Here is a 20,786-nt window from a genome sequence, read left to right as displayed (position 1 = left end):
GAGTAACCACTATGTTTACTGGGATCATCGAAGCGACGGGCACTATTAGCGAGTTACAACAAAAGCAAGGCGATTTAGCTATCCGCATTAAAAGTAATAACCTTGATATGGCCGATGTAAATTTAGGCGATAGCATTGCAACTAATGGGGTTTGCTTAACGGTTGTGGCCAAGCACAGTGATGGATTTAGCGCTGACTTATCAAATGAGACGATCAGTTTAACGGGATTTGCTCACTATAAACAAGGGCAAACTGTAAACCTTGAGAAAGCCATGCAGCCAGTATCTCGTTTAGGTGGTCACTTAGTTTCAGGGCATGTTGATGGCATCGCGACTATTACCGCAATTACGCCTAATGCGCGTGCCGTTGAGTACTGGTTAAGCACCGATGTAGAACTAATGAAATATATTCCTTATAAAGGCTCGGTATGCATTGATGGTATTAGCCTAACAGTAAATGCAGTAGCAGATAATAAATTTAAACTGACAATTGTGCCGCACACTAGTGAGCAAACAACTATTGCTGATTTTAAAGTAGGCACGCAAGTGAACTTAGAAGTAGATCAAATCGCGCGTTATTTAGAGCGTTTGATCAAAGGGGCAGAGCAGCCAGCTAGTTCAGATATTTCGATGAGTTTACTCGCCCAAGCCGGTTTTATTAAATAAACGCACTCCACAACTTACACGAGCAGATTATGAATTTACACAGCGCACAAGAAATTATTGATGACATTAAAGCCGGTAAAATGGTTATTTTAATGGATGATGAAGACAGAGAAAATGAAGGCGATTTAATTATCGCAGCCGAGCACATTAGTGCTGAAGCGATCAATTTTATGGCCACTCATGGTCGCGGCTTAATTTGCCTAACAATGACTCAAGAGCGCTGTGAGCAACTTGATTTACCATTAATGGTAAAAAACAATGGTGCGGCATTTTCGACTAACTTTACGATGTCGATTGAAGCATCGAAAGGTGTGACTACGGGGATTTCTGCTGCTGATCGCGCTCGTACTGTGCAAGCTGCGATTGCCAAAGGTGCTGTACCAAGTGATATCGTTCAACCTGGGCATATCTTTCCTATTATGGCACAACCAGGTGGCGTATTAACGCGTGCCGGTCACACTGAAGCCGGTTGTGATTTAGCCCGCTTAGCCGGTTTAGAGCCTTCATCAGTAATTGTGGAAATTCTTAATGCTGATGGCACCATGGCGCGTCGTCCTGATTTAGAAGTATTTGCTGAGCAACATAATATCAAAATTGGCACTATTGCTGATTTAATTGAATACCGTAACATGAATGAAACCACCATTGAGCAAGTGGCAAAATGTAAGTTGCCAACCGTACATGGTGAGTTTGATTTAGTTACTTATAAAGATACCATTGACGGCCAGTTACATTATGCGCTGTTAAATGGTGAGGTTAAAACGAATGAACCAACCTTAGTACGGGTTCATTTAAAAAGTACCTTCAATGATATTTTGTTATCTGATCGCAGTGCCGATAGAAGCTGGGGCTTGTCAGATGCGATGGCTTATATTGCAAAGCATCAAGGTGTGTTAGTTATTCTAGGTAAGCAAGAATGCACCGAAGAACTAGAAGCGACAGTCAAAGCGTTTGCTGCAGAAGATGCTGGTGAGACGGTCGCGCATCGTAAATTCCAAGGTACTTCACGCACCGTAGGCGTAGGGTCACAAATTTTAGCTGACTTGGGCATTGAAAAAATGCGTTTGATGAGCTTGCCTAAAAAGTACCATGCGTTATCGGGCTTTCACTTAGAAGTGGTTGACTACGTAGAGCCACAATAAGCACAACGCTTAAACTAGGCTATTATTTTATTTATATGGTATGATACGCAGCAATTTTTGCGCAATCGCAACCGCTTGAACTTATTTTTTAGGGTTATCGAATGAAAATTATTGAAGGTAATAAATACGCTCCTGGCAAGAAATTCGCTATCGTTATTTCTCGTTTTAATGACTTTATTGGTAGCAGCCTATTAGCTGGTGCTGTTGATGAATTAAAACGTACTGGTGGTGTATCTGATGATGATATTACCGTAGTTTATGTACCAGGTGCGGTAGAATTACCTTTAGCGGCGAAACGCGTTGCAGCAAAAAAAGAGTATGATGCAATCATCGCTTTAGGCGTTGTGATCAGAGGTGGTACACCACATTTTGATCTTGTCGCTGGCGAATCAAATAAAGGCTTAGCGCAAGTGTCGCTTGAGTATGATATCCCGATTGCATTTGGCGTATTAACCACTGAAAGCATTGAGCAAGCGATTGAACGCGCTGGCACTAAAATGGGCAACAAAGGCGGCGAAGCTGCTTTAGGCGCACTTGAAATGGTTAATGTGTTAGATAAAATTTAAGTTTAAGGAATTTTTGTGAAACCAGCAGCAAGACGTAAAGCACGTATCTTAGCACTTCAAGCCGTTTATTCTTGGCAATTAAGTGGCAATGCCATTGCCGATATCGAACAACAAATGTTGATCGAAAACGATGTGACTAAAATTGATGTTGAATACTTTAAAGATCTTTCGCGTGGTGTTGCTATAAATCATAAGCAACTAGACGAAGCAGTATCGCCACATTTAACTCGTCCATTTAACGAGTTAGACCAAGTTGAACGCGCTATTTTACGTTTAAGCAGCTATGAGCTGAAATTCCGTGAAGATGTACCTTATAAAGTTGCTATCAACGAAGGTATTGAGCTTGCTAAGATATTTGGCGCTGAAGACAGCCATAAATTTGTTAATGGTGTACTTGATAAAGCGGTAAAGCATTTACGTAAGTAATGCGACCGTAAAAGGAGAGCCGGCATAGGCCGGCTTTTTTGTGTATGAAGGAATTTGAATTAATAAATCGCTACTTTAAAGGTCGTGGCATAATTCGTCGCGATGTTAATTTAGGGATTGGTGACGATTGTGCATTGGTTACTGTTCCTGAAAATTGTCAGTTAGCGATTACCACCGATACACTGGTAGCAGGCGTACACTTTTTTGATGACATCGATCCGCGTGCATTAGGCCATCGTGCTCTTGCCGTAAACTTAAGTGATTTAGCTGCTATGGGGGCTGAGCCTACGTGGGTTTCGGTTGCTTTAACGTTGCCAAATATTGATGTTGAGTGGCTGGAAGAATTCACCGAAGGCATGCATGAAATCGCAGAGTATTTTAATGTGCAAATCATTGGTGGCGATACCACGCAAGGGCCGTTAACAATTACTATTTGTGCTAAAGGTACAGTGCCTGCAGGTAAAGCACTGCGCCGAAGCGGTGCTAAAGTAGGTGACTGGGTTTATGTTACAGGGCCGCTAGGTGATGCCGGGCTTGCGATTGAAGCTCGTAAGCAAGAGATTAAGATTGCTCCAGAGCACTTAAGGTACGTTAATCAACGATTTGATTACCCAACTCCGCGTGTTGCTGCGGGGCAAGTATTACGCGGTTTAGCATCATCAGCGATTGATATCTCAGATGGTCTATTGGCAGATCTTGGGCATATTTTAGCTCTGTCGCAAGTTAGCGCTTGTATTGATGTGAATAAAATACCAACCTCGGATGCATTGCGTGCTACTTTAGAACGAGATCAACAACTGCCGTTTATCCTCAATTATGGCGATGACTATGAGTTGTTATTTACGGTACCTGATAGCAATAAAAGTATGCTGGAAATGAAATTGCGCCAGTATGGTGTAGATGCAGCCTGCATTGGACAAATAAAAAGTGGTGAAGGCGAGGTTGAGCTGATGCTCGATGGCGAAAAATTAGCATATGATGATGCTGGTTTTGAACACTTCACCAAGGAGTCGGTTTGAATAAACCTGCATTATTTAATTTAAAGCGCCCTCATCAATTTTTTGGTTTGGGCTTTGGTTTAGGGTTAGCGCCTAAAGCGCCGGGTACGTTTGGTACCTTTGCTGCGCTACCGTTTATTTTTACTACTATGTATTTCCCGCTGTGGTTACAAATTGTATTTGCGGTAGTTATTAGTATTTTTGGTATATGGGCATGTGGCAAAACCGCTGATGATCTGGGAGTACATGATCATCCCGCGATTGTATGGGATGAAGTTGCCGGATTTTACATTACCATGATCGGAGCTGCATTAAGTTGGCAGTCTTTGTTAGTGGGTTTTTTGTTATTTCGTTTTTTTGATATCGCTAAACCAGGTCCTATTCGCTTTCTTGATAAGCGGGTTCATGGTGGTGTAGGTATTATGGCGGATGATGTTTTAGCTGGTATATTTTCTTTAATTTGTGTTCAGGCATTGTTTAAAATGGGTTATTTGCCCTTTTAACCTTAGTTTTGCAACGAGGTATTGACGTTATGATGCGATTTTTATTGGTTATTATTGTGCTGTTCTGCAGTATGCCAAGTAAGGCGTCAATTACCGACTATGTTGTAAAACAATGGAATATGCAAAATGGCTTACCATCGCAGTCACTTAAAAGTGTCGTGCAAGATAAGCAAGGCTATATGTGGCTGGGAACTCAGTTTGGCCTCAGTCGCTTTGATGGCAATACATTCACTAATTACAACACCTTAAATAGTAATTTCTTACCCAGTAACGGCATTAATAAATTACTAGTCGATAGCGAAGGCTATTTATGGATTGGTACTAAAGATGGTATTGTGGTCATCGATCCCACCACTATGGCAGCGCAAGAGTTTAGTGTAAAAGGCCCTGTACGCGATGTTATCGAAGATGCGAAAGGCAGTATTTGGATAGCAGCGAATGGCCTGTACTTTGTATCTCGCAATCAGATCAATGTCAGCGCAGTGCATGACTTACTAGTCCCTGTGATGAGTGCCAGTTCAGTAAAGCAGATTGTTGGTACTGTCAGTCAGCTGGCATTATCGCCAGAAGGGATCTGGCTGGTGAATGAACGATACTTGCTACGGTTAACTAATTCCTCCTCTGATTTTGCAAAATTACGCTTAGAACTAACTGCTAAGGTATCTATACCTGAGCGTTTAGCACAAACGATTATTCACGATTTAGCATGGCTGGAAGGCAACTTATATTTAGCGTCAGAGCTCGGTGCTTACTTTTTAGATTTAGATGACGAGTTAAGGCCCTTTCCACTGCCCAATGCGAATAACTCAGCGGTTTATAAATTTATGAGTGACTCAAATGGAGCACTGTGGATTTCGACCTATGGGCGCTTACTGTTTCGAGACAACTCCGGCGATTGGCAATGGGTTGAACCGAGCCAACTTGACCAAAGTATTTGGTTTGCTGATTTATATCGCGATAATGATAATAATATTTGGCTTGCGAGTTTTAGTGAAGGATTATGGCTTGCGCACGAAGGCCGAATAGAACGTCACTCAGCTATATCACAAATGACCGAAGCGGTTATGGCCATTAGCCAAGCGCCCGATGGGAGATTGTGGGTCGCTAACCGCAGTGGTGTAGGCTACTTTGATTTAGATAAAAACTTTATCAATCAAATCCCAAGTAATCAATACGGACGTGCAGCCGTGCATGATTTACAGTTTGATGGCTCACGTTTATATATCGCCACTGGACGTGGTGTGTATATTTATGAAAACAACACCTTGTTCACTGTCCCTGGACGCGCTTTAAAAGATAACCCGGTGTTTGCGATTAGTCGCTCCAGCAAAGGAGGCTTTTGGCTTGGTACTGGCCGGGGTATGTATCGGCTTAGTTACGGTGGTTTAACCCCATTTGCTTATAACGCATTTTTAGGCAGTAAGTTTATTACTTATGTCGTTGATGAAGCTAATTTTGGTTTAATTGGCACTAGCAAAGGCGCTTACTACTTTACCGATCGTGGTATTGAAAAAATTGGCGATCAAACGAGTCTTGAAGGTGCTTATGTTACAAGCATCTTAAACATTGATGGAGTTGGTATATTAATCGGCTCATTAAATGATGGTTTATTTTATCGAAGCACACAAGGGCATTGGCGTCAGTTAGATGCTACCAATGGCTTACCTTACGGTTCTATTTTTAGTTTACGTTATGATGAAAAGCTCAAGCGCATATGGGTTAGTACCATGAAAGGTGTCTACCGAATGCCGGTTGAACAGTTTAGTACCGATATTGAAAGCTTAAAAGTAGAGCAGGTTATTTCGTCATACGATCGTCAACTTGACGGTAAGGCCAGCCAGTGTTGTACCGGCCTTGGCCATGACGCTGTGGCGGAGTTAGGTAATTCAATGTGGTATCCGAGCCTACAGGGGGTCGTGGAGATCCCTAAGGATATTGAGCTGTTTGGCGTTAAACCATTACAGCCAAAGGTTGAGAGTTTAAATACTGGGATACGTAAACTTGCAACAGCTGCATTAGGGCGTAATCCTGAATTAGAAATCGATGAACGTGATATCACCCTTAAATATACAGCGATAGACTATTATGCACCGACCAGTATTGAGTTTCGCTATCGTTTAACTGGTTTAGACAGCGATTGGCGTTATGCTAATACCCGTCGTGAAGCTATTTATACCAATTTACCGCCTGGTGCATTTTTGTTTCAACTTGAGGCTAAACGACAAGGTGAAGGCTGGCAGAAGGCGCAACGTACGGAATATTCATTTGTGGTACCAAGACGGTTTGATGAAACAATTTATTTTCGGTTGTTGATCACTGGTAGTTTTATTTTATTATTTTATTTAGTGTTTTGGGTATTTAGAAAGCAAGAGCGCCGTAAGCAAACCGCGCTTGAAAGTCTGATCACGGAGCGCACCGGGGAGCTGCGACAAGCTAATGATAAGCTAAATCAAGTTAACTCACAGCTAAAGCTTATGAGTCACTCAGATGAGCTTACTGGGCTGAGAAGTCGTCGCTTCTTATTTGATCAACTACCAAAAGATATAGAGCACTTTCAGCGTAACTCACAATCATTACAAGCGCAGGGAAAATCCTTGGTGTTGCTAATCATTAATTTTGATAATTTTAGCCGCATTAATGACGCTTATGGACCGATTGGTGGTGATAGTTGTTTGCAGCAAATGGCTGCATTGCTTAACTCTCGTACCCAAGGATCTGATTATGTTGCCCGTTGGAGTGGTGATGAATTCTTGTTACTGCTACGTGACTTTAAACGCACTGCAATCGATAGTTATGTTGCGCAGCTATGTAAAGTAATCGCTGATCACACATTTAAGTTGCCCAGTGGTGACAGTATAAACTTGACCGCATCGATTGGCTTTTCATTTTACCCATTACCATTATTAGGTGGTCAGGTTATTGGTTGGGAAACCTCTGTCAACTTAGCGGATATCGCGCTACATCAAGTTAAAAAGCGCGGTGGCGATGGTGTTGCAAACATCACCTTTGATGAACAATTAGATGCCTTTGAGTTTGAGCAAACCAACAATGTTGAGCAACAACTGAGTGTATTACAAGCTAATGGTTTAGCAGATATCAAAGTGTGGATGCGCTAATTGGCTAATTATGCGTTTGCTTATTCTAAGACTGCTGTTAGTTAAAGATAAGAAATGCCTTAACTCGAAAAGTTAAGGCATTGGGAGGCCAACTAAAGGCAGTTAATTTAACTGTCCTTGATGGTTAGCGATTTAGCCAGCTTGGTAAAATAGCAACAGACTCAGGAGCTGTGAATGAGTAGCTTACGCTGGCTGCAATATCACCGCTGGGGCTATTGAGAATATTATCAAACCGCATGACTAAGCCATTTGATTTTTCGGCTACGTATAAATGATTGCCGGTAAACATAATATCGACAGGATTACCGAGCATGGTTGCAGGTCCGGCGATATTGACACTGACATTGTTCAAACCTGATCCGGTTCCTGCATTATTTAATACAAATAATTTACCATCAGTGGCGTCAGCGGCACTGCCTACATCTGAGACAATTAATGAGTCACTTAGTGGATCGTAATCAATGCCATGTATATTGGTAGGGGCTGGGAATGCGACTCCTGCTGTTGCGGGTGTAATTAAGCGATCTTCCCCGGTTACAGTGCTCATACCCGCCATTAGCTTGCTTTTAACTTCATCAAAAACAGCAATAGTCCCATTGGTTAATGCCACAAATGCTCTATCAGTAGTGACATCATAGTCAACATCCCATGGACGTGCACCACCGCTTGCTGTGAGCGTCAAAAGGGGCGTTACATCACCCGTAGTACATGTTGAGAATATTAATATTCCCGGTGTTGTGGCATTGTTTTCAGCGACAAAAATCATCCCACTGTCTGATGCTACATCAATACCTTTTGGCGAGATTAGGCCGGTATTACTGCCGCTGATGATAGAATCTTGGCTTAGTGTAAATACCTCGCCATCACGGTGCATCGCGACTTTATTGGAAATAACAATTCCACCTACAGAGGTTGTGCTGTTATCAAAGCTCGCATAGCTGTTACCGGCTTTATCAAAGGCAACACTTTCGATTGTTTGACTTGCATTATAACTGCCAATTTCACTTGTTAACTGTGCATTTAGACGTGAAATTTGTCCTGTTGTAGGGCCTGCCGCGCTTGGATTACTACTTACAGCAATACCCATCAATGGCATATTAGTCATATAACTGTCAGATACATCAGGCATATCATTATGCATCACTGTTGCGGTTATTGACTCTGGCTTAATCGTTGCGGTGACGCTATCTGGACTAATGTCACCACTGACGCCATTAAAGATATTGCTAAATACCAGAATTGCATCATTAGATTTTTCTGCAACGCGTAAGTCGCTACCAGTCAGGCTGATATCCACAGGGTTACCAAGCATAGTAGCAGGGCCAGCGATACTGCGAGCAACCGTGGTATTGCCAGTAGCAAGGGATGCGTTGTTGATCACAAATAATGCGCCGTCGGTTGCATCACTGGCACTGCCGACGTCAGAAAGTACTAATTTATTTGTATCAGCATCATAAACGATACCATGAATATTAACGGAAACTTTGTTACCGCTTGCATCACTGGGTGTGATTGTACGAGTTGCCATAGCGGTAAAGCCACCATCTACATAATTATCGTATACTGCAACATCACCATTAGTGAGTGCCACATATAAGCGATCGTTTATATCATCGTATGTTACATCCCACGGTTTTGCGTCTGTAACTGTACTAGCTAAAGGCGCTGCATTTCCTGCGGCGGTAGCACCAAAGACAGTGATCTGCATGGCATTAAAGTCAGCGGCAAAAATGAGTCCGCGCTTATTTGATATATGAATACCTTTGGGATTGACTAACGTAGTGTTGCTGCCGGTAATGGTACGATCACGATTACTGTCAAACATACCCCCATCGGCACGGCTTAATACTTGGCAAACGGTGCTAAGAGCGCCATTACCAGAATCGCTGGCTTGAATTAAATTACCTAAGCTATCAAATGCAACACCTTCATTTGCACCACTATTAAATGTTTTTAACTTTGCAGCATTTTGATTAATCAAATCAACGGTGCCTGCATTATCAGCACCATTATTAGCCAAAATAAAAGTTGCTGCTGCAAATCCTGGAGTACCATCTGATCCATTCGTGCCATCGCTACCATTTGTCCCATCAGCGCCATTACTACCATCGACGCCGTCCATGCCCATTTCACCTTGCGGGCCTACAGCGCCATCTTTTCCATCATCGCCACTACAGCCGGTTAAGCCAATCAAAATTGCTAGAGTAAGCGCAGACAAACAAAGTTTACTGGTCATTAATTGTGCGTGAATAGATTTGGTGCTTTCGCCTGATTTTAACGTTTTCATAACTTGTACCTTCTTAAATATTCCATCAAATGTGAACATACAAAGAGCTTGGCTTAAAACAGCTTATACCAATCGTGTTAAGTTGTTAGTCATTTATAGCGACGGATAAATAGAGTGATAACAAGGCATAAATTTTTATATGTAGTTGTTCTACATGAAAAATTCATAACGCCGTTAGCGCTTTATTTAGCACGCTAGAAAGGCTAAATATTTAAGTCGATTGGTATTATATAAAAGCGTGAACACTTTGCTCACGAGCTAACCTCAGTGAATAAACGTGGCAGGGAAATAATTGGATGCAAGAAAGTTGAAAAAAAGTGAGATTTTTTTAAATGTTTGAAAATAAATAACAAAGGAGCCTACGCTCCTTTGTTATTTTATTAACTTAAACTTTGGTTACTTAGTAATAAAGTTTTTTATGCTATCGAGTATACCTTGTGAGCCTAAGCCCATTTCATCATGCATTTGTTCTTGCGTGCCATGCTTGATGAACTCATCAGGAATACCTAAATTAAGGATGCTTACTGTTGCTTTTATAGCTGCTAAATATTCATTAACAGCAGAGCCTGCACCACCAACAATCGCGTTATCTTCAAGGGTTACAATGACGTCATGATCGGCTAATAAAGTGTCGATTAGTGCGCTATCAAGAGGTTTAACAAAACGCATATCAACGAGGCTAGCATTTAATTCATTGACTGCCAGTTGAGCGTTTTCAAGTAAAGTACCAAAGGATAAAACTGCGATTTTAGCGCCTTGTTTAATCACACGACCTTTACCAATTTCAAGCTCAGTCATTTGCTCGCAGATTTCAGTTGTGCCAGCACTACCACGAGGATAACGAACTGCAACAGGGCTGTTACAACGATAACCAGTGTACAGCATTTGACGACATTCATTAGTATCACTCGGTGCCATGATAATCATATTGGGGATACAACGGATAAAGCTTAAATCGTATGCGCCTTGATGAGTTTCGCCATCAGCACCAACAATACCAGCACGGTCAATTGCAAATAACACGGGTAAGTTTTGCAGAGCAACATCGTGAATAAGCTGATCGTAGGCACGTTGTAAAAAGCTTGAATAAATAGCGACAACTGGTTTTAAGCCTTCGCAGGCAAAACCTGCGGCTAAAGTAACCGCGTGTTGCTCGGCAATGGCAACATCAAAATATTGCTCAGGGTATTCTTTTGAAAAACGCACCATGCCTGAGCCTTCACGCATAGCCGGGGTGATTGCCATAAGCTTTTCATCTTGACTTGCCATGTCACACAACCAATCGCCAAATACTTTAGAAAAAGTCGCAGCGCCTGGTTTTGATTTTGGTAGGCTGGAAATCGCAGGGTCGAACTTAGGTACGCCGTGATAGCCTATTGGATCTGCTTCTGCTGGTTTATAGCCTTTACCTTTCTGGGTTTTGATATGCAGTAACTGCGGCCCTTTTAGGTTACGCATATTGCGCAGTGTATCAACCAACATGTTTACATCATGACCATCAATTGGGCCAATGTAATTTAAGCCTAACTCTTCAAAAAAGGTGCCTGGGATAACCATGCCTTTTAAGTGCTCTTCCATGCGGCTGGCTAATTCTTTTACTGGTGGCACGCCAGATAGCAGCTTTTTACTACCTTCACGAATGTTAGTGTAAAAACTGCCTGATAAGATACGAGCGAAATGATTAGTTAGTGCACCGACATTTTCAGAAATCGACATTTCGTTATCGTTTAATATGATCAGCATGTCAGATTTAACATCACCTAAGTGATTCATTGCTTCAAACGCCATGCCCGCGGTAATCGCACCATCACCAATAACCGCTACTGTTTTTCGTCCTTTGCCTTCTTTTTGCGCCGCAATTGACATGCCTAAAGCAGCAGAAATCGAGGTGCTTGAATGGCCAACACTAAAAGTGTCGTAGTGGCTTTCTTCACGAAATGGAAACGGATGTAAACCGTCTTTTTGGCGGATCGTGTGCATTTGATCACGGCGCCCTGTGAGAATTTTATGTGGGTATGCTTGATGGCCTACATCCCATACTAAGCGATCTTCAGGGGTGTTATATACATAATGAAGCGCTACAGTAAGCTCAACTGTGCCTAAACCTGATGCTAAGTGACCACTACTTTGCGAGACTGAGTTTAGTAAGTAATCACGTAACTCATTACTAAAAGCAGGTAATTTGTCTTGCGCTAAATCACGCAACTGGGCTGGTTCGTCAACCAAACCTAATAATGGATACTTGCTACTATCAAGTGTCATGATTTTTAATACATCCTTCGCTAACCAGAGGTCATTATAGCGTAATATTACTCTGATTCTTTAGTTATTTTGTACATCATTACTTGCTCAAGCTAGAGCCTAGAATTAATAATCGCGTTCAACAATATATTTTGCCAAGTTTTCTAGCTCAGAAGTGTCAGCATCTATTGCTGCTAACGCATCGAGTGCGCATTTTAGTAATGATTGTGCTTTTTGTTTTGCACCTGTAAGCCCAAGTAGAGCAGGGTAGGTCGCTTTATTTGCTGCAACATCGGAGCCTTGTGGTTTACCTAAGACTTGGGTATCACCTTCGATATCAAGAATATCGTCTTGCACCTGAAAAGCCAGCCCAATTGCATCACCAAACTGTTTTAATTGTAATAATGTTTGTTGATTTGTATCAGCTGCGCATAATGCACCTAAAGTAATTGCACAATTTAACAAAGCACCTGTTTTTAATTTATGGATACGTTCGAGCTCAGCTAAATTGACTAATTTGTCAGTCGCTGCAATATCCAGTGCTTGACCACCGACCATACCTTCAATACCCGATGCTTTGGCAAGTGCTGCAATCATTTTTAACTGTTGCTGTGCAGGAACGTTAAATGAATGGTTAGCAATTAAATCAAACGCTAATGTTTGCAGCGCATCACCGGCTAAAATAGCATGAGCTTCGCCATAGACAATATGGCAAGTCGGTCTACCACGTCGCAGGTCGTCGTCATCCATCGCGGGTAAATCATCATGAACTAACGAATAACTATGAATACATTCAATAGCAGCAGCCAACACGTCTAAATCTTGTTTATTTGCGCCAAGCATTTTTCCCGTGGCATACACTAAAAATGGTCGTAATCGTTTACCGCCATTTAAAACGCTGTAGTGGGTGGCTTGTTTGATGCTGTGCTCGGTATCGAGCGGTTGCTCAAAATACCGATTGAGAGTGGCTTCAACATCTTGTTGAGCACATTTTATTTGCTCTGTTATTAACACCCGTTATTCCAAATCATTATCAAAGTTAGTAAGTGGTGACTGACTATCACTACCCATTAAAATAGCTACTTTTTGTTCAGCTTGTTGTAACTTACTTGAAGATGCGCCGGCTAAAGCAATACCGCGTTCAAACTGTTTTAATGATTGCTCAAGGGAAAGCTCTCCTTGCTCCATTTCTGTGACGATTAAGGATAATTCATCAAGCGCTTGCTCGAAGCTTAGGTTCTCTGGTTTTTTCGTCGCCATACTGATTTAACTTAGATGATAGAAATGTGAGGCCAATTTTAGGGGGAATGCTAAACTAGGTCAAAGGGTGATGCATTTTTTTTGAATAATTAATTGTTTTCTTGCCACTTTTAATTATTTATACCTTTACTTAAGCCTTGCAGGTTATCAATGGTAGCTTAAAATGCTAAACAGGGTTGAAAACTTTCATTTCATTTTTTTCATTAAATGGTTTAAGTAATTCAATAGATTGCCGATAAGCTGTTAATAATAAAAATTTGTTGCTGGTAGCAACAAAGCATCGATTCCTCTGGAGGGGTAAGTGGATTTAGCAACCATTATAGGTATTCTCGGAGCTATTGGTCTTATTGCTATGTCAATGGTACTAAGTAGTGGCGGCGAAGTGGCTATGTTTTATAACACGCCATCGGTGGTTATTGTTTTCGGTGGTTCGATTTTTATAGTGTTATCAAACTATACGATGAGTCAATTCCTCGGTATCGGTAAAGTCGCGGCTAAAGCCTTCATGTTCAAAATAGAGTCACCTGAAGAGCTTATCGAAAAAGCAGTTGAACTTGCAGACTCGGCCCGTAAAGGCGGATTTTTAGCACTTGAGGAAGCAGAAATACCCAATGCGTTTATGCGTAAAGGGGTTGATATGCTTGTTGACGGTCATGACGCTGATGTTGTTCGTGCCACCTTGCAAAAAGATATTTCTCTTACTTCTACTCGTCATGAATCGGGGGCCGGTTTGTTTAAAGCGCTTGCCGATATTGCGCCTGCGATGGGTATGATAGGTACTTTGATTGGTCTAGTTGCGATGTTGTCGAATATGGATGACCCTAAAGCGATTGGTCCTGCGATGGCGGTAGCGCTTTTAACAACATTATATGGTGCGTTTTTAGCAAACGTGGTGGCAATTCCTATCCAAGTAAAATTGGAATTGCGTAAAGACGAAGAAGCAATGAATCAGCGGCTAATTTTAGATGCGGTATTAGGTATACAAGATGGCCAAAATCCAAAAGTCATCGAAGGTATTTTGAAAAACTACCTCGCTGAATCAAAACGAAAAGTGGATACTGAGGAGTAAGCATGTCAGATCAAGAGTGCAAGTGTCCACCACCCGGGTTACCAGCATGGATGGGTACCTTCGCGGATTTGATGTCACTATTGATGTGCTTCTTTGTACTTTTACTCGCGTTTTCAGAAATGGATGTACTTAAATTTAAACAAATCGCAGGCTCAATGAAGTTTGCCTTTGGTGTACAAAATAAAATAGAAGTAAAAGATATTCCCAAAGGAACATCCGTTATCGCGATGGAGTTCACCCCAGGTAAACCTGAACCTACTCCAATCGAAACCATTCAACAGCAAACTGTCGAAATGACCCAGCAAATGCTTGAGTTTCAGGCTGGTGATGAAAGCTCAGCTGGCGGTCGTCAAGAGCAACGCGGTAATAAGCGTGGCGGTGAGTCACAAAGTACAGCGCAACAACAAGCATCAGAACAATCTATTTCTGCAGCTGATCAAGAGCAGGTTAATGAGTTAGTTAAAAAGATAGCCCAGCAATTGGAACAACAAATCATGGATGGTGCTGTTGAGTTGGAATCATTAGGTCAGCAAATTATTATTCGTATTCGTGAAAATGGTTCATTTCCATCTGGGAGTGCATTTTTACAACCTAAGTTTAAACCAATCATTCGTGATATAGCTGCGTTACTAAAAGATGTGCCAGGTGAAATTACGGTGTCTGGTCATACTGATGATTTTCAAGTTTCGAATGAGCTGTATACCAATAACTGGGACTTATCATCGAAGCGTGCAGTTGCGGTTGCAACTGAAATGCAAAAAGCGCAAGGCTTTGATAAAACCAGAATGGTTGTTGTCGGTCATGCCGAAACTCGACCACTTGTTCCAAATGATTCTGATGCGGATAGACGACGTAATCGCCGCGTGGAAATTTCAATAATGCAAGGCAAGGCTAAGGAATCAGATCCGATAGATGTTCGTTAAGATGCTTGGCAAAGTACCTAATTTAGCTTAAAGTAGTTTTTTAACAAGTGTAACGGAGTGTCTGATGAAAAACGTTGATAAATATAGCTATATGCCGGGCAATGGTTCTGGTGGCGATGATGAAGAGAAGAATGTTAAGTAACGTCAATGCCTAATTGGGTGAACAATTTAATTTTTATACTTGAATATAGCTGGGTGTTATTTTTACTCCCAGCTATTTTTGTATTTTACATACGTAAGGATTGGTTGGCATTACGCTTTGTCTTGATTACAGCTGTTTTCTTCTTGTATGGCGCTGTGATTTATTCAAGCCTTAGAGAGTTAGATGACCCTTATATTTGGCGTTATGTAGTTTGGGCTTTTAATGATATTGCTTGGATGGCTTTGATTGCTTACTGGGCTATTAAAGATAAAGTGTATCTTTGGCAAAGTGTGATCGGTCAGTTGGTTGTAATTAGTGCGCCTATCTTACAATTATTTAGATTAGTGGATCGCCACCTTTGGGATTTATCGTATAGCACTATGCTATATAAAACGTTATTACCTTTAATCAATATTGGCACTGTCGTTGTGTGCTACCTTCCTCTGTTGTATTTATTTATGCGAAAAAATCGCAGTTTAAAGAGCTAATCATTAACTATTTGTAGATTAAATTACGTGTGCTAAACTACTGTGTAAATAACCAGTTGTTGATAGTGCCCTATGAAACTTTATATAGCCGAGAAGCCATCTTTAGGTCGTGCCATTGCTGATGCGCTACCAAAGCCTCATAAAAAACATGATGGCTATATTGAAGTGGCTAATGGCGATTGTGTTTCTTGGTGTATAGGTCACTTGCTCGAGCAGGCAGAGCCTGATGATTATAATGAGCAATATAAAAAATGGCGCTTTGATGACTTACCGATTATCCCACAGCAATGGCAGTTAAAAGCAAAATCTAAAACTCGTAAGCAACTTACGGTACTTAAAAAGTTAATCAAACAAGCTGATCAACTTGTTCATGCTGGTGATCCAGACCGAGAAGGGCAATTACTTGTTGATGAGGTGATTGAGCAAGTTAAACTTAGCCAAGCCAAAAAACAGCAAATTCAACGTTTATTGATCAGTGATTTGAATGTTAGCGCGGTTAAAAAGTCGCTGCAAAACGTTCGCTCTAACCGTGAATTTATTCCACTTAGTGTATCTGCTTTGGCGCGTTCGCGAGCTGATTGGCTGTTTGGTATGAATTTAACGCGCGCCTATACGCTTGCAGGTCAAAAAGCAGGGTTTGGTAATGTATTATCAGTAGGGCGTGTACAAACACCGATATTAGGATTGGTTGTCCAGCGTGATAACGAGATTGCTAATTTTGTGCCAAAACCTTTTTATGAAGTATTAGCTCATTTAAGTACCGAAAATAAAGAGCCGTTTACAGCAAAGTGGCAACCAAGCAAAGCGTGTGAACCTTATCAAGATGAAGAGGGGCGAGTGCTCCATCGAGGCCTTGCTGAGAATGTTGCGTCGCGAATTTCTAATCAATCAGGTGAAGTTACGGCGCTTGAACAAAAGCAGAAAAAGCAACAAGCACCTTTGCCGTATAATTTGTCAGCGTTACAAATTGATGCTGCGAAAGCTTTTTCAATGCCTGCACAAAAGGTATTGGATATTTGTCAAAATTTATATGAGCGTCACAAGCTAATTACCTATCCACGTTCAGACAATCGTTACTTGCCCAAAGATCATCACCAAGAAGCAGCCAGTATAATAAAGGCAATTGCCATCAATGGCGGGCAAAATGACACTCATTGCCAAGGCGCAGATGTGAGTAAACGCAGTAAGTGTTTTAACGACGCTAAGGTAGCTGCGCATCATGCCATTATTCCTACCGCTAAGCAGCAAAAGTCAGCAAGTTTGAGCGTTGAAGAAGGTAAAGTGTATGGTCTTATTAGCCGTCATTATCTGATCCAGTTTTATCCAGACTACATTTATAATGAAACAAAGGCTGAAATAACAATTAATGGTGGTATTTTTAAAGCCAACGCAAAACAAGATGTAAGTTTAGGCTTTAAAGCGTTAATGGGAAAAACCGCATTAAAAGATGAGCAGATATTGCCGCCATTAATTAAAGGGCAACAGTTGCAGTGTGAACGCGGTGAAGTAATTGATAAAATGACCAGCCCGCCAGCTCATTTCAATGATGCAACGCTGCTTAGTGCAATGACAGGTATTAGTCGGTACGTTAAAGATCCAGAAATCAAAAAAATACTCAAAGAAACAGATGGCTTAGGAACCGAAGCAACCAGAGCGGGTATTTTAGAGTTATTATTTAGAAGACAATTTTTAAGACGTCAAGGTAAACTCATTTTAGCAACCGATACAGGTAAAGCATTGATCAGTGCGTTACCGCATGGTTTAGCCAGCCCAGACCTAACCGCAAAATGGGAAGCATCGTTGGGCGACATAGCAGAACAACAAATGAGTTATCAACAATTTTTAAATCCTTTATTAGTGGATTTAGCGGCTTTTGTGGAACTTGCCAAAAATTGTGATAGCAACGTATTTGCACAATTACCAAAAACGCCGCAAAAGCGGCGTTTTACAAGAAAAACTAAACCAAAAACAAAATCGACTTAGTCATCCATTGCTAAGATTATTGATTAAACAAAGCCACCGCAGCGTTACTCATTGCAGTGATACCTGTGGGGATTGCAACTTTATAGTCAGGTGCAAATTTACTTGAATGTAGTGAAGGTAAAGTTGCCCCTGATGTTTGTGCCGCTTGATATTGAGCTTGCTCTACACCACCTAACCAAAATAAGGTGATAGGGATGTTTTTATCTGTGCGGCCATATAAACCAAAATCTTCCCCTGCCATAACCGCTTCGGTTTCAAGCACATTACTTTGTCCAATCGCCGAGCTAATCGCACTACGTACAATATTAGTTTGTGCAGGGTCGTTATATGTAGATGGGATTGACTCATCTTCATGTACATAAACCACAGGTATTAAGCTTTCATCCAATCCTGCACTTAATGCAATGCCTTTAGTTATACGTTTTATTGCTGCAATTTGTTGCTCGCGAATTTTAGGATTATAACTTCTAAGTGTCAGCTGTAGCTTTACTTCATTCGAAATTACATTATGTTTAGCTCCACCGTGAATTGAACCCACTGTAATTACTGAGGGTTCAAGAGGTGATAATTCGCGACTGGTAATTGTTTGCAGTGCCAACACGATCCGTGATGCGATAACAACAGGGTCAATAGTCATATGTGGGTAAGCACCATGACCACCTTTACCTTTAACCGTAATATCTACTGAATCCACACTGGCCATGGTGTACTCATTTTTCATACTGACTTGTCCTGCAGGAACACTCGCACTAACATGCAAAGCGATAACGTGATCAGGAGTCGGATATTTACTAAATAAACCTTCTTTGAGCATCGCTTTTGCACCGCCTCCCACCTCTTCTGCAGGTTGTGCCACCATCATTAAGGTTCCTTGCCATGAATCTTTATGTAGCATTAATTGTTGCGCAGTACCAATAAATGAACTCATATGAATATCATGACCACATCCGTGCATCACACCAACGTTTGCTCCTTCATCATTCATAACAGTGACTGTTGAAGCATATGATTTACCAGTTTGTTCTATGATTGGTAAGCCGTCTGTATCAGTACGGATCATTATTGTCGGGCCATCACCATTTTTATATAAGCCTACTACACCAAAGCCACCCACATTGTCGGTCACCTCATAGCCAAGCGCACGTAATTTGGTGGCAAGCTTTTCTCCCGTTTCTTGCTCATGGTATGAAAGTTCTGGGGACTGGTGTAAATCTAAGTAAAACTTTTCAATGGCAGGCATCGTTTTATCTAACTTCAGCTCCAAGGTTGTTGAGCTTGCTAATGGACTAAGCAGTATAAGTGCAGCGTATAGACTATGAAATTTCATAAAAGACCTTTTTGATTTATGGCTTGTGATTCTGGGCTTGTAATTATTATGTTTGCCTCCATATAAAACCCTAAATAGTCTGATATGGCAATCAATAGCAATGAATAATATGGTAAATGTTAATCCGCAAAATCTTCAACAAGTGCTGGGTGAAACATCACAACAAAAACTAGTCCTGTTAAGTTTCTTTTCAGCACAAAGTCCAGAGTGTCAATCTCAAGCCGCTATTTTACAGACAATAGCCAAAGATTATGGTGACTATATATTAGTTGCCACATTAGATTGTGATTTAGAGCAAGCACTCGCAGCACAACTAGCACAGCAAGTTGGACTACAAACATTACCAACCTTAGTGCTATTAAAAGACTCAGCACCTGTTGATGTGTTAGCCGGTGCACAAGCTGAGACTCAAATCAGAGAAGCATTAAGTAAACATTTACCGCAGCCTCATGAAATGTTGTTAGAACAAGCCAAGCAAGCACTGATCGCTCAGGATTTAAATCAAGCGTTTAATTTTGCCAAGCAGGCTTACGAATTAGACAATACAAATGCGCGTATAAAATTAGTATTGGCAGATATATGCATTCAAATTCATAAACTGGATGACGCGCAAGCTTTGTTAGCTTCAGTAAATGAAAATGAGCAAGATGCATACTTTACAAATATTCAAGCAAAGTGCGCACAAGCACTTCAAGCACAAGAATCGCCAGAGCTAAAAGCATTACAAGCGAAAGTTGAAAAGTATCCTAACGATCTTGAGTTAAAAGTTGAACTAAGTGCAGCATACGACCAAGCAGGCAAAAAAGAGCAAGCGTTAGAGTTACTATTTACAGTGTTGAAAAAAGATTTGAATTTTGCCGATGCCAAGGTAAGTTATTTAGCTATTATTGCCTCTTTACCGGATGGTGATAGTTTAGCGGCTAAATATAGAAGAAAGCTTTACAGTATCCTCTATTAACACTTTTTTATTTTGTTTTATGGAAAGCGCCGAAGTTAATGGCGCTTTTTTTATGCCAAAAACTTGCGAAATATCGATAATAGATAATACTGAAGATCCTTTCAGGGAAAAGTCGTTGTTATTTTGTACAGTTGACTAGGGGTTTTAGCGTGTTTAGCGCGTAAATTGAACGAACAGCACTTTATTTCAAGTTTTCTTTAAAAAACGCTTGCGTAAAATTCGCCGCGCCCTATAATGCGACCCCACTGAGACGGCAGACAGCAACGCTTAAGCTGCAAGAGTTAATCAGTTAGTCGAGTAAAACTTAAGTTTAGATTTTTAAGAAAGTTTAAAATTAAGTGTTGACAAAAAAATAGGAAAGCGTAGTATGCGCAGCCCTAGCGAGATAAAGTTTAACTTTAACCGCAACGTTCTTTAACAATATAAAGCAATCATCTGTGTGGGCACTCGTACAGATTGAGTTCTAACAGCCGAGCTTAGTTCGCTAAGCAAGGCAAAAAATTTAGAGTCTCAATGTGATTTCTCGAAAGAGAAGCTGAGTGACCAACAGAAGTAACTTATTTATAGGTTGCTTCGGCACAGTCAATTCAATATCGAAAGATATTAAATAAATTCAGAATTCATTGAGCTGTCGAAAGACAAAAAACTTTTAATTGAAGAGTTTGATCATGGCTCAGATTGAACGCTGGCGG

17 protein-coding genes are annotated in these 20,786 nt (G+C 41.0%); 12 read left to right on the top strand and 5 right to left on the bottom strand.

All coding sequences use genetic code 11. The features are described from left to right. Window positions 1-11: 11 nt before the first annotated feature. The 7 genes from H5187_RS11385 (at window position 12) to H5187_RS11355 (ending at window position 7,416) form a co-directional block, all read left to right on the top strand. Complete coding sequence (locus H5187_RS11385; protein ID WP_182718316.1) at window positions 12-665, top strand: riboflavin synthase; 654 nt, start codon at window positions 12-14, stop codon at window positions 663-665. Window positions 666-694: 29 nt separating this feature from the next. Next, window positions 695-1,807 carry a bifunctional 3,4-dihydroxy-2-butanone-4-phosphate synthase/GTP cyclohydrolase II gene (gene ribBA, locus H5187_RS11380; protein ID WP_145241135.1) on the top strand — a complete coding sequence of 371 codons (1,113 nt, stop codon included), beginning with the start codon at window positions 695-697 and terminating at the stop codon, window positions 1,805-1,807. A 101-nt stretch (window positions 1,808-1,908) separates the two neighbouring features. Beyond that, window positions 1,909-2,373, top strand: coding sequence for a 6,7-dimethyl-8-ribityllumazine synthase (gene ribE / locus H5187_RS11375; RefSeq protein WP_145241133.1), 465 nt, complete (start codon window positions 1,909-1,911; stop codon window positions 2,371-2,373). Between the two features lie 15 nt (window positions 2,374-2,388). After that, entirely contained in the window at window positions 2,389-2,799 is a 411-nt protein-coding gene (nusB, locus tag H5187_RS11370) for a transcription antitermination factor NusB (protein ID WP_145241131.1), read from the top strand. Between the two features lie 44 nt (window positions 2,800-2,843). Next, window positions 2,844-3,818, top strand: coding sequence for a thiamine-phosphate kinase (gene thiL, locus H5187_RS11365; protein WP_182739780.1), 975 nt, complete (start codon window positions 2,844-2,846; stop codon window positions 3,816-3,818). Further along, complete coding sequence (locus tag H5187_RS11360; RefSeq protein ID WP_145241127.1) at window positions 3,815-4,300, top strand: phosphatidylglycerophosphatase A; 486 nt, start codon at window positions 3,815-3,817, stop codon at window positions 4,298-4,300. The genes thiL and H5187_RS11360 overlap by 4 nt, the downstream gene beginning before the upstream one ends. 29 nt (window positions 4,301-4,329) lie before the next feature. Beyond that, complete coding sequence (locus H5187_RS11355; protein WP_149981195.1) at window positions 4,330-7,416, top strand: ligand-binding sensor domain-containing diguanylate cyclase; 3,087 nt, start codon at window positions 4,330-4,332, stop codon at window positions 7,414-7,416. Between the two features lie 124 nt (window positions 7,417-7,540). Here the strand turns inward: H5187_RS11355 and H5187_RS11350 are convergent, their stop codons facing one another. The 4 genes from H5187_RS11350 to H5187_RS11335 all read right to left on the bottom strand — a co-directional run bounded on the left by H5187_RS11350 (window position 7,541) and on the right by H5187_RS11335 (window position 13,204). Continuing rightward, window positions 7,541-9,703 carry a hypothetical protein gene (locus tag H5187_RS11350; protein ID WP_179959160.1) on the bottom strand — a complete coding sequence of 721 codons (2,163 nt, stop codon included), beginning with the start codon at window positions 9,701-9,703 and terminating at the stop codon, window positions 7,541-7,543. Between the two features lie 396 nt (window positions 9,704-10,099). Further along, window positions 10,100-11,965, bottom strand: a complete 1,866-nt coding sequence (gene dxs / locus H5187_RS11345; RefSeq protein WP_145241123.1) for a 1-deoxy-D-xylulose-5-phosphate synthase — start codon at window positions 11,963-11,965, stop codon at window positions 10,100-10,102. A gap of 105 nt (window positions 11,966-12,070) precedes the next feature. Continuing rightward, window positions 12,071-12,958, bottom strand: coding sequence for a (2E,6E)-farnesyl diphosphate synthase (ispA, locus tag H5187_RS11340; protein ID WP_182718318.1), 888 nt, complete (start codon window positions 12,956-12,958; stop codon window positions 12,071-12,073). A gap of 3 nt (window positions 12,959-12,961) precedes the next feature. Beyond that, complete coding sequence (locus H5187_RS11335) at window positions 12,962-13,204, bottom strand: exodeoxyribonuclease VII small subunit (protein ID WP_145241119.1); 243 nt, start codon at window positions 13,202-13,204, stop codon at window positions 12,962-12,964. A gap of 301 nt (window positions 13,205-13,505) precedes the next feature. On the opposite strand from H5187_RS11335, the gene pomA reads away from it, so the two are divergent. From pomA to H5187_RS11315, 4 genes are all read left to right on the top strand, one after another. Further along, window positions 13,506-14,273, top strand: coding sequence for a flagellar motor protein PomA (pomA, locus tag H5187_RS11330; RefSeq protein ID WP_145241117.1), 768 nt, complete (start codon window positions 13,506-13,508; stop codon window positions 14,271-14,273). Between the two features lie 2 nt (window positions 14,274-14,275). Beyond that, the gene (locus H5187_RS11325) at window positions 14,276-15,196 is read left to right on the top strand and encodes a flagellar motor protein MotB (RefSeq protein WP_145241115.1); all 921 of its coding nucleotides are present in this window, start codon (window positions 14,276-14,278) and stop codon (window positions 15,194-15,196) included. Between the two features lie 147 nt (window positions 15,197-15,343). Beyond that, a complete protein-coding gene (locus H5187_RS11320) occupies window positions 15,344-15,826 on the top strand; it encodes a hypothetical protein (RefSeq protein WP_149981193.1) in 483 nt (160 codons plus the stop codon). Between the two features lie 72 nt (window positions 15,827-15,898). After that, window positions 15,899-17,809 (top strand): DNA topoisomerase III, encoded by a 1,911-nt coding sequence (locus H5187_RS11315; RefSeq protein WP_182761548.1) that lies wholly within the window; start codon window positions 15,899-15,901, stop codon window positions 17,807-17,809. Window positions 17,810-17,825: 16 nt separating this feature from the next. Here H5187_RS11315 and H5187_RS11310 read toward each other — a convergent pair whose 3' ends face one another. Then, window positions 17,826-19,136 carry a M20 family metallopeptidase gene (locus tag H5187_RS11310; protein ID WP_182797885.1) on the bottom strand — a complete coding sequence of 437 codons (1,311 nt, stop codon included), beginning with the start codon at window positions 19,134-19,136 and terminating at the stop codon, window positions 17,826-17,828. A gap of 100 nt (window positions 19,137-19,236) precedes the next feature. Between H5187_RS11310 and H5187_RS11305 the strand changes: the two genes are divergently transcribed. After that, window positions 19,237-20,094: a tetratricopeptide repeat protein gene (locus tag H5187_RS11305; RefSeq protein WP_145241107.1), complete on the top strand. Its 858-nt coding sequence runs from the start codon at window positions 19,237-19,239 to the stop codon at window positions 20,092-20,094. Window positions 20,095-20,786 lie beyond the last annotated feature (692 nt).

The sequence above is a fragment of the Pseudoalteromonas sp. SG44-1 genome, from assembly GCF_014164315.1.
GTDB classification, from domain to species: Bacteria; Pseudomonadota; Gammaproteobacteria; order Enterobacterales; family Alteromonadaceae; genus Pseudoalteromonas; species Pseudoalteromonas rhizosphaerae.
Note: the sequence above shows the minus strand (reverse complement) of the source record. Positions and strands in the feature narration are given on the sequence as shown.

Excerpts from the sequence above, each read along its gene's own strand:
- H5187_RS11385 (WP_182718316.1), top strand. The coding sequence starts at position 12 with ATGTTTACTGGGATCATCGAAGCGACGGGCACTATTAGCGAGTTACAA.
- ribBA (WP_145241135.1), top strand. The coding sequence starts at position 695 with ATGAATTTACACAGCGCACAAGAAATTATTGATGACATTAAAGCCGGT.
- ribE (WP_145241133.1), top strand. The coding sequence starts at position 1,909 with ATGAAAATTATTGAAGGTAATAAATACGCTCCTGGCAAGAAATTCGCT.
- thiL (WP_182739780.1), top strand. The coding sequence starts at position 2,844 with ATGAAGGAATTTGAATTAATAAATCGCTACTTTAAAGGTCGTGGCATA.
- H5187_RS11355 (WP_149981195.1), top strand. The coding sequence starts at position 4,330 with ATGATGCGATTTTTATTGGTTATTATTGTGCTGTTCTGCAGTATGCCA.
- H5187_RS11350 (WP_179959160.1), bottom strand. The coding sequence starts at position 9,703 with ATGAAAACGTTAAAATCAGGCGAAAGCACCAAATCTATTCACGCACAA.
- dxs (WP_145241123.1), bottom strand. The coding sequence starts at position 11,965 with ATGACACTTGATAGTAGCAAGTATCCATTATTAGGTTTGGTTGACGAA.
- H5187_RS11335 (WP_145241119.1), bottom strand. The coding sequence starts at position 13,204 with ATGGCGACGAAAAAACCAGAGAACCTAAGCTTCGAGCAAGCGCTTGAT.
- H5187_RS11325 (WP_145241115.1), top strand. The coding sequence starts at position 14,276 with ATGTCAGATCAAGAGTGCAAGTGTCCACCACCCGGGTTACCAGCATGG.
- H5187_RS11320 (WP_149981193.1), top strand. The coding sequence starts at position 15,344 with ATGCCTAATTGGGTGAACAATTTAATTTTTATACTTGAATATAGCTGG.
- H5187_RS11315 (WP_182761548.1), top strand. The coding sequence starts at position 15,899 with ATGAAACTTTATATAGCCGAGAAGCCATCTTTAGGTCGTGCCATTGCT.
- H5187_RS11310 (WP_182797885.1), bottom strand. The coding sequence starts at position 19,136 with ATGAAATTTCATAGTCTATACGCTGCACTTATACTGCTTAGTCCATTA.
- H5187_RS11305 (WP_145241107.1), top strand. The coding sequence starts at position 19,237 with ATGAATAATATGGTAAATGTTAATCCGCAAAATCTTCAACAAGTGCTG.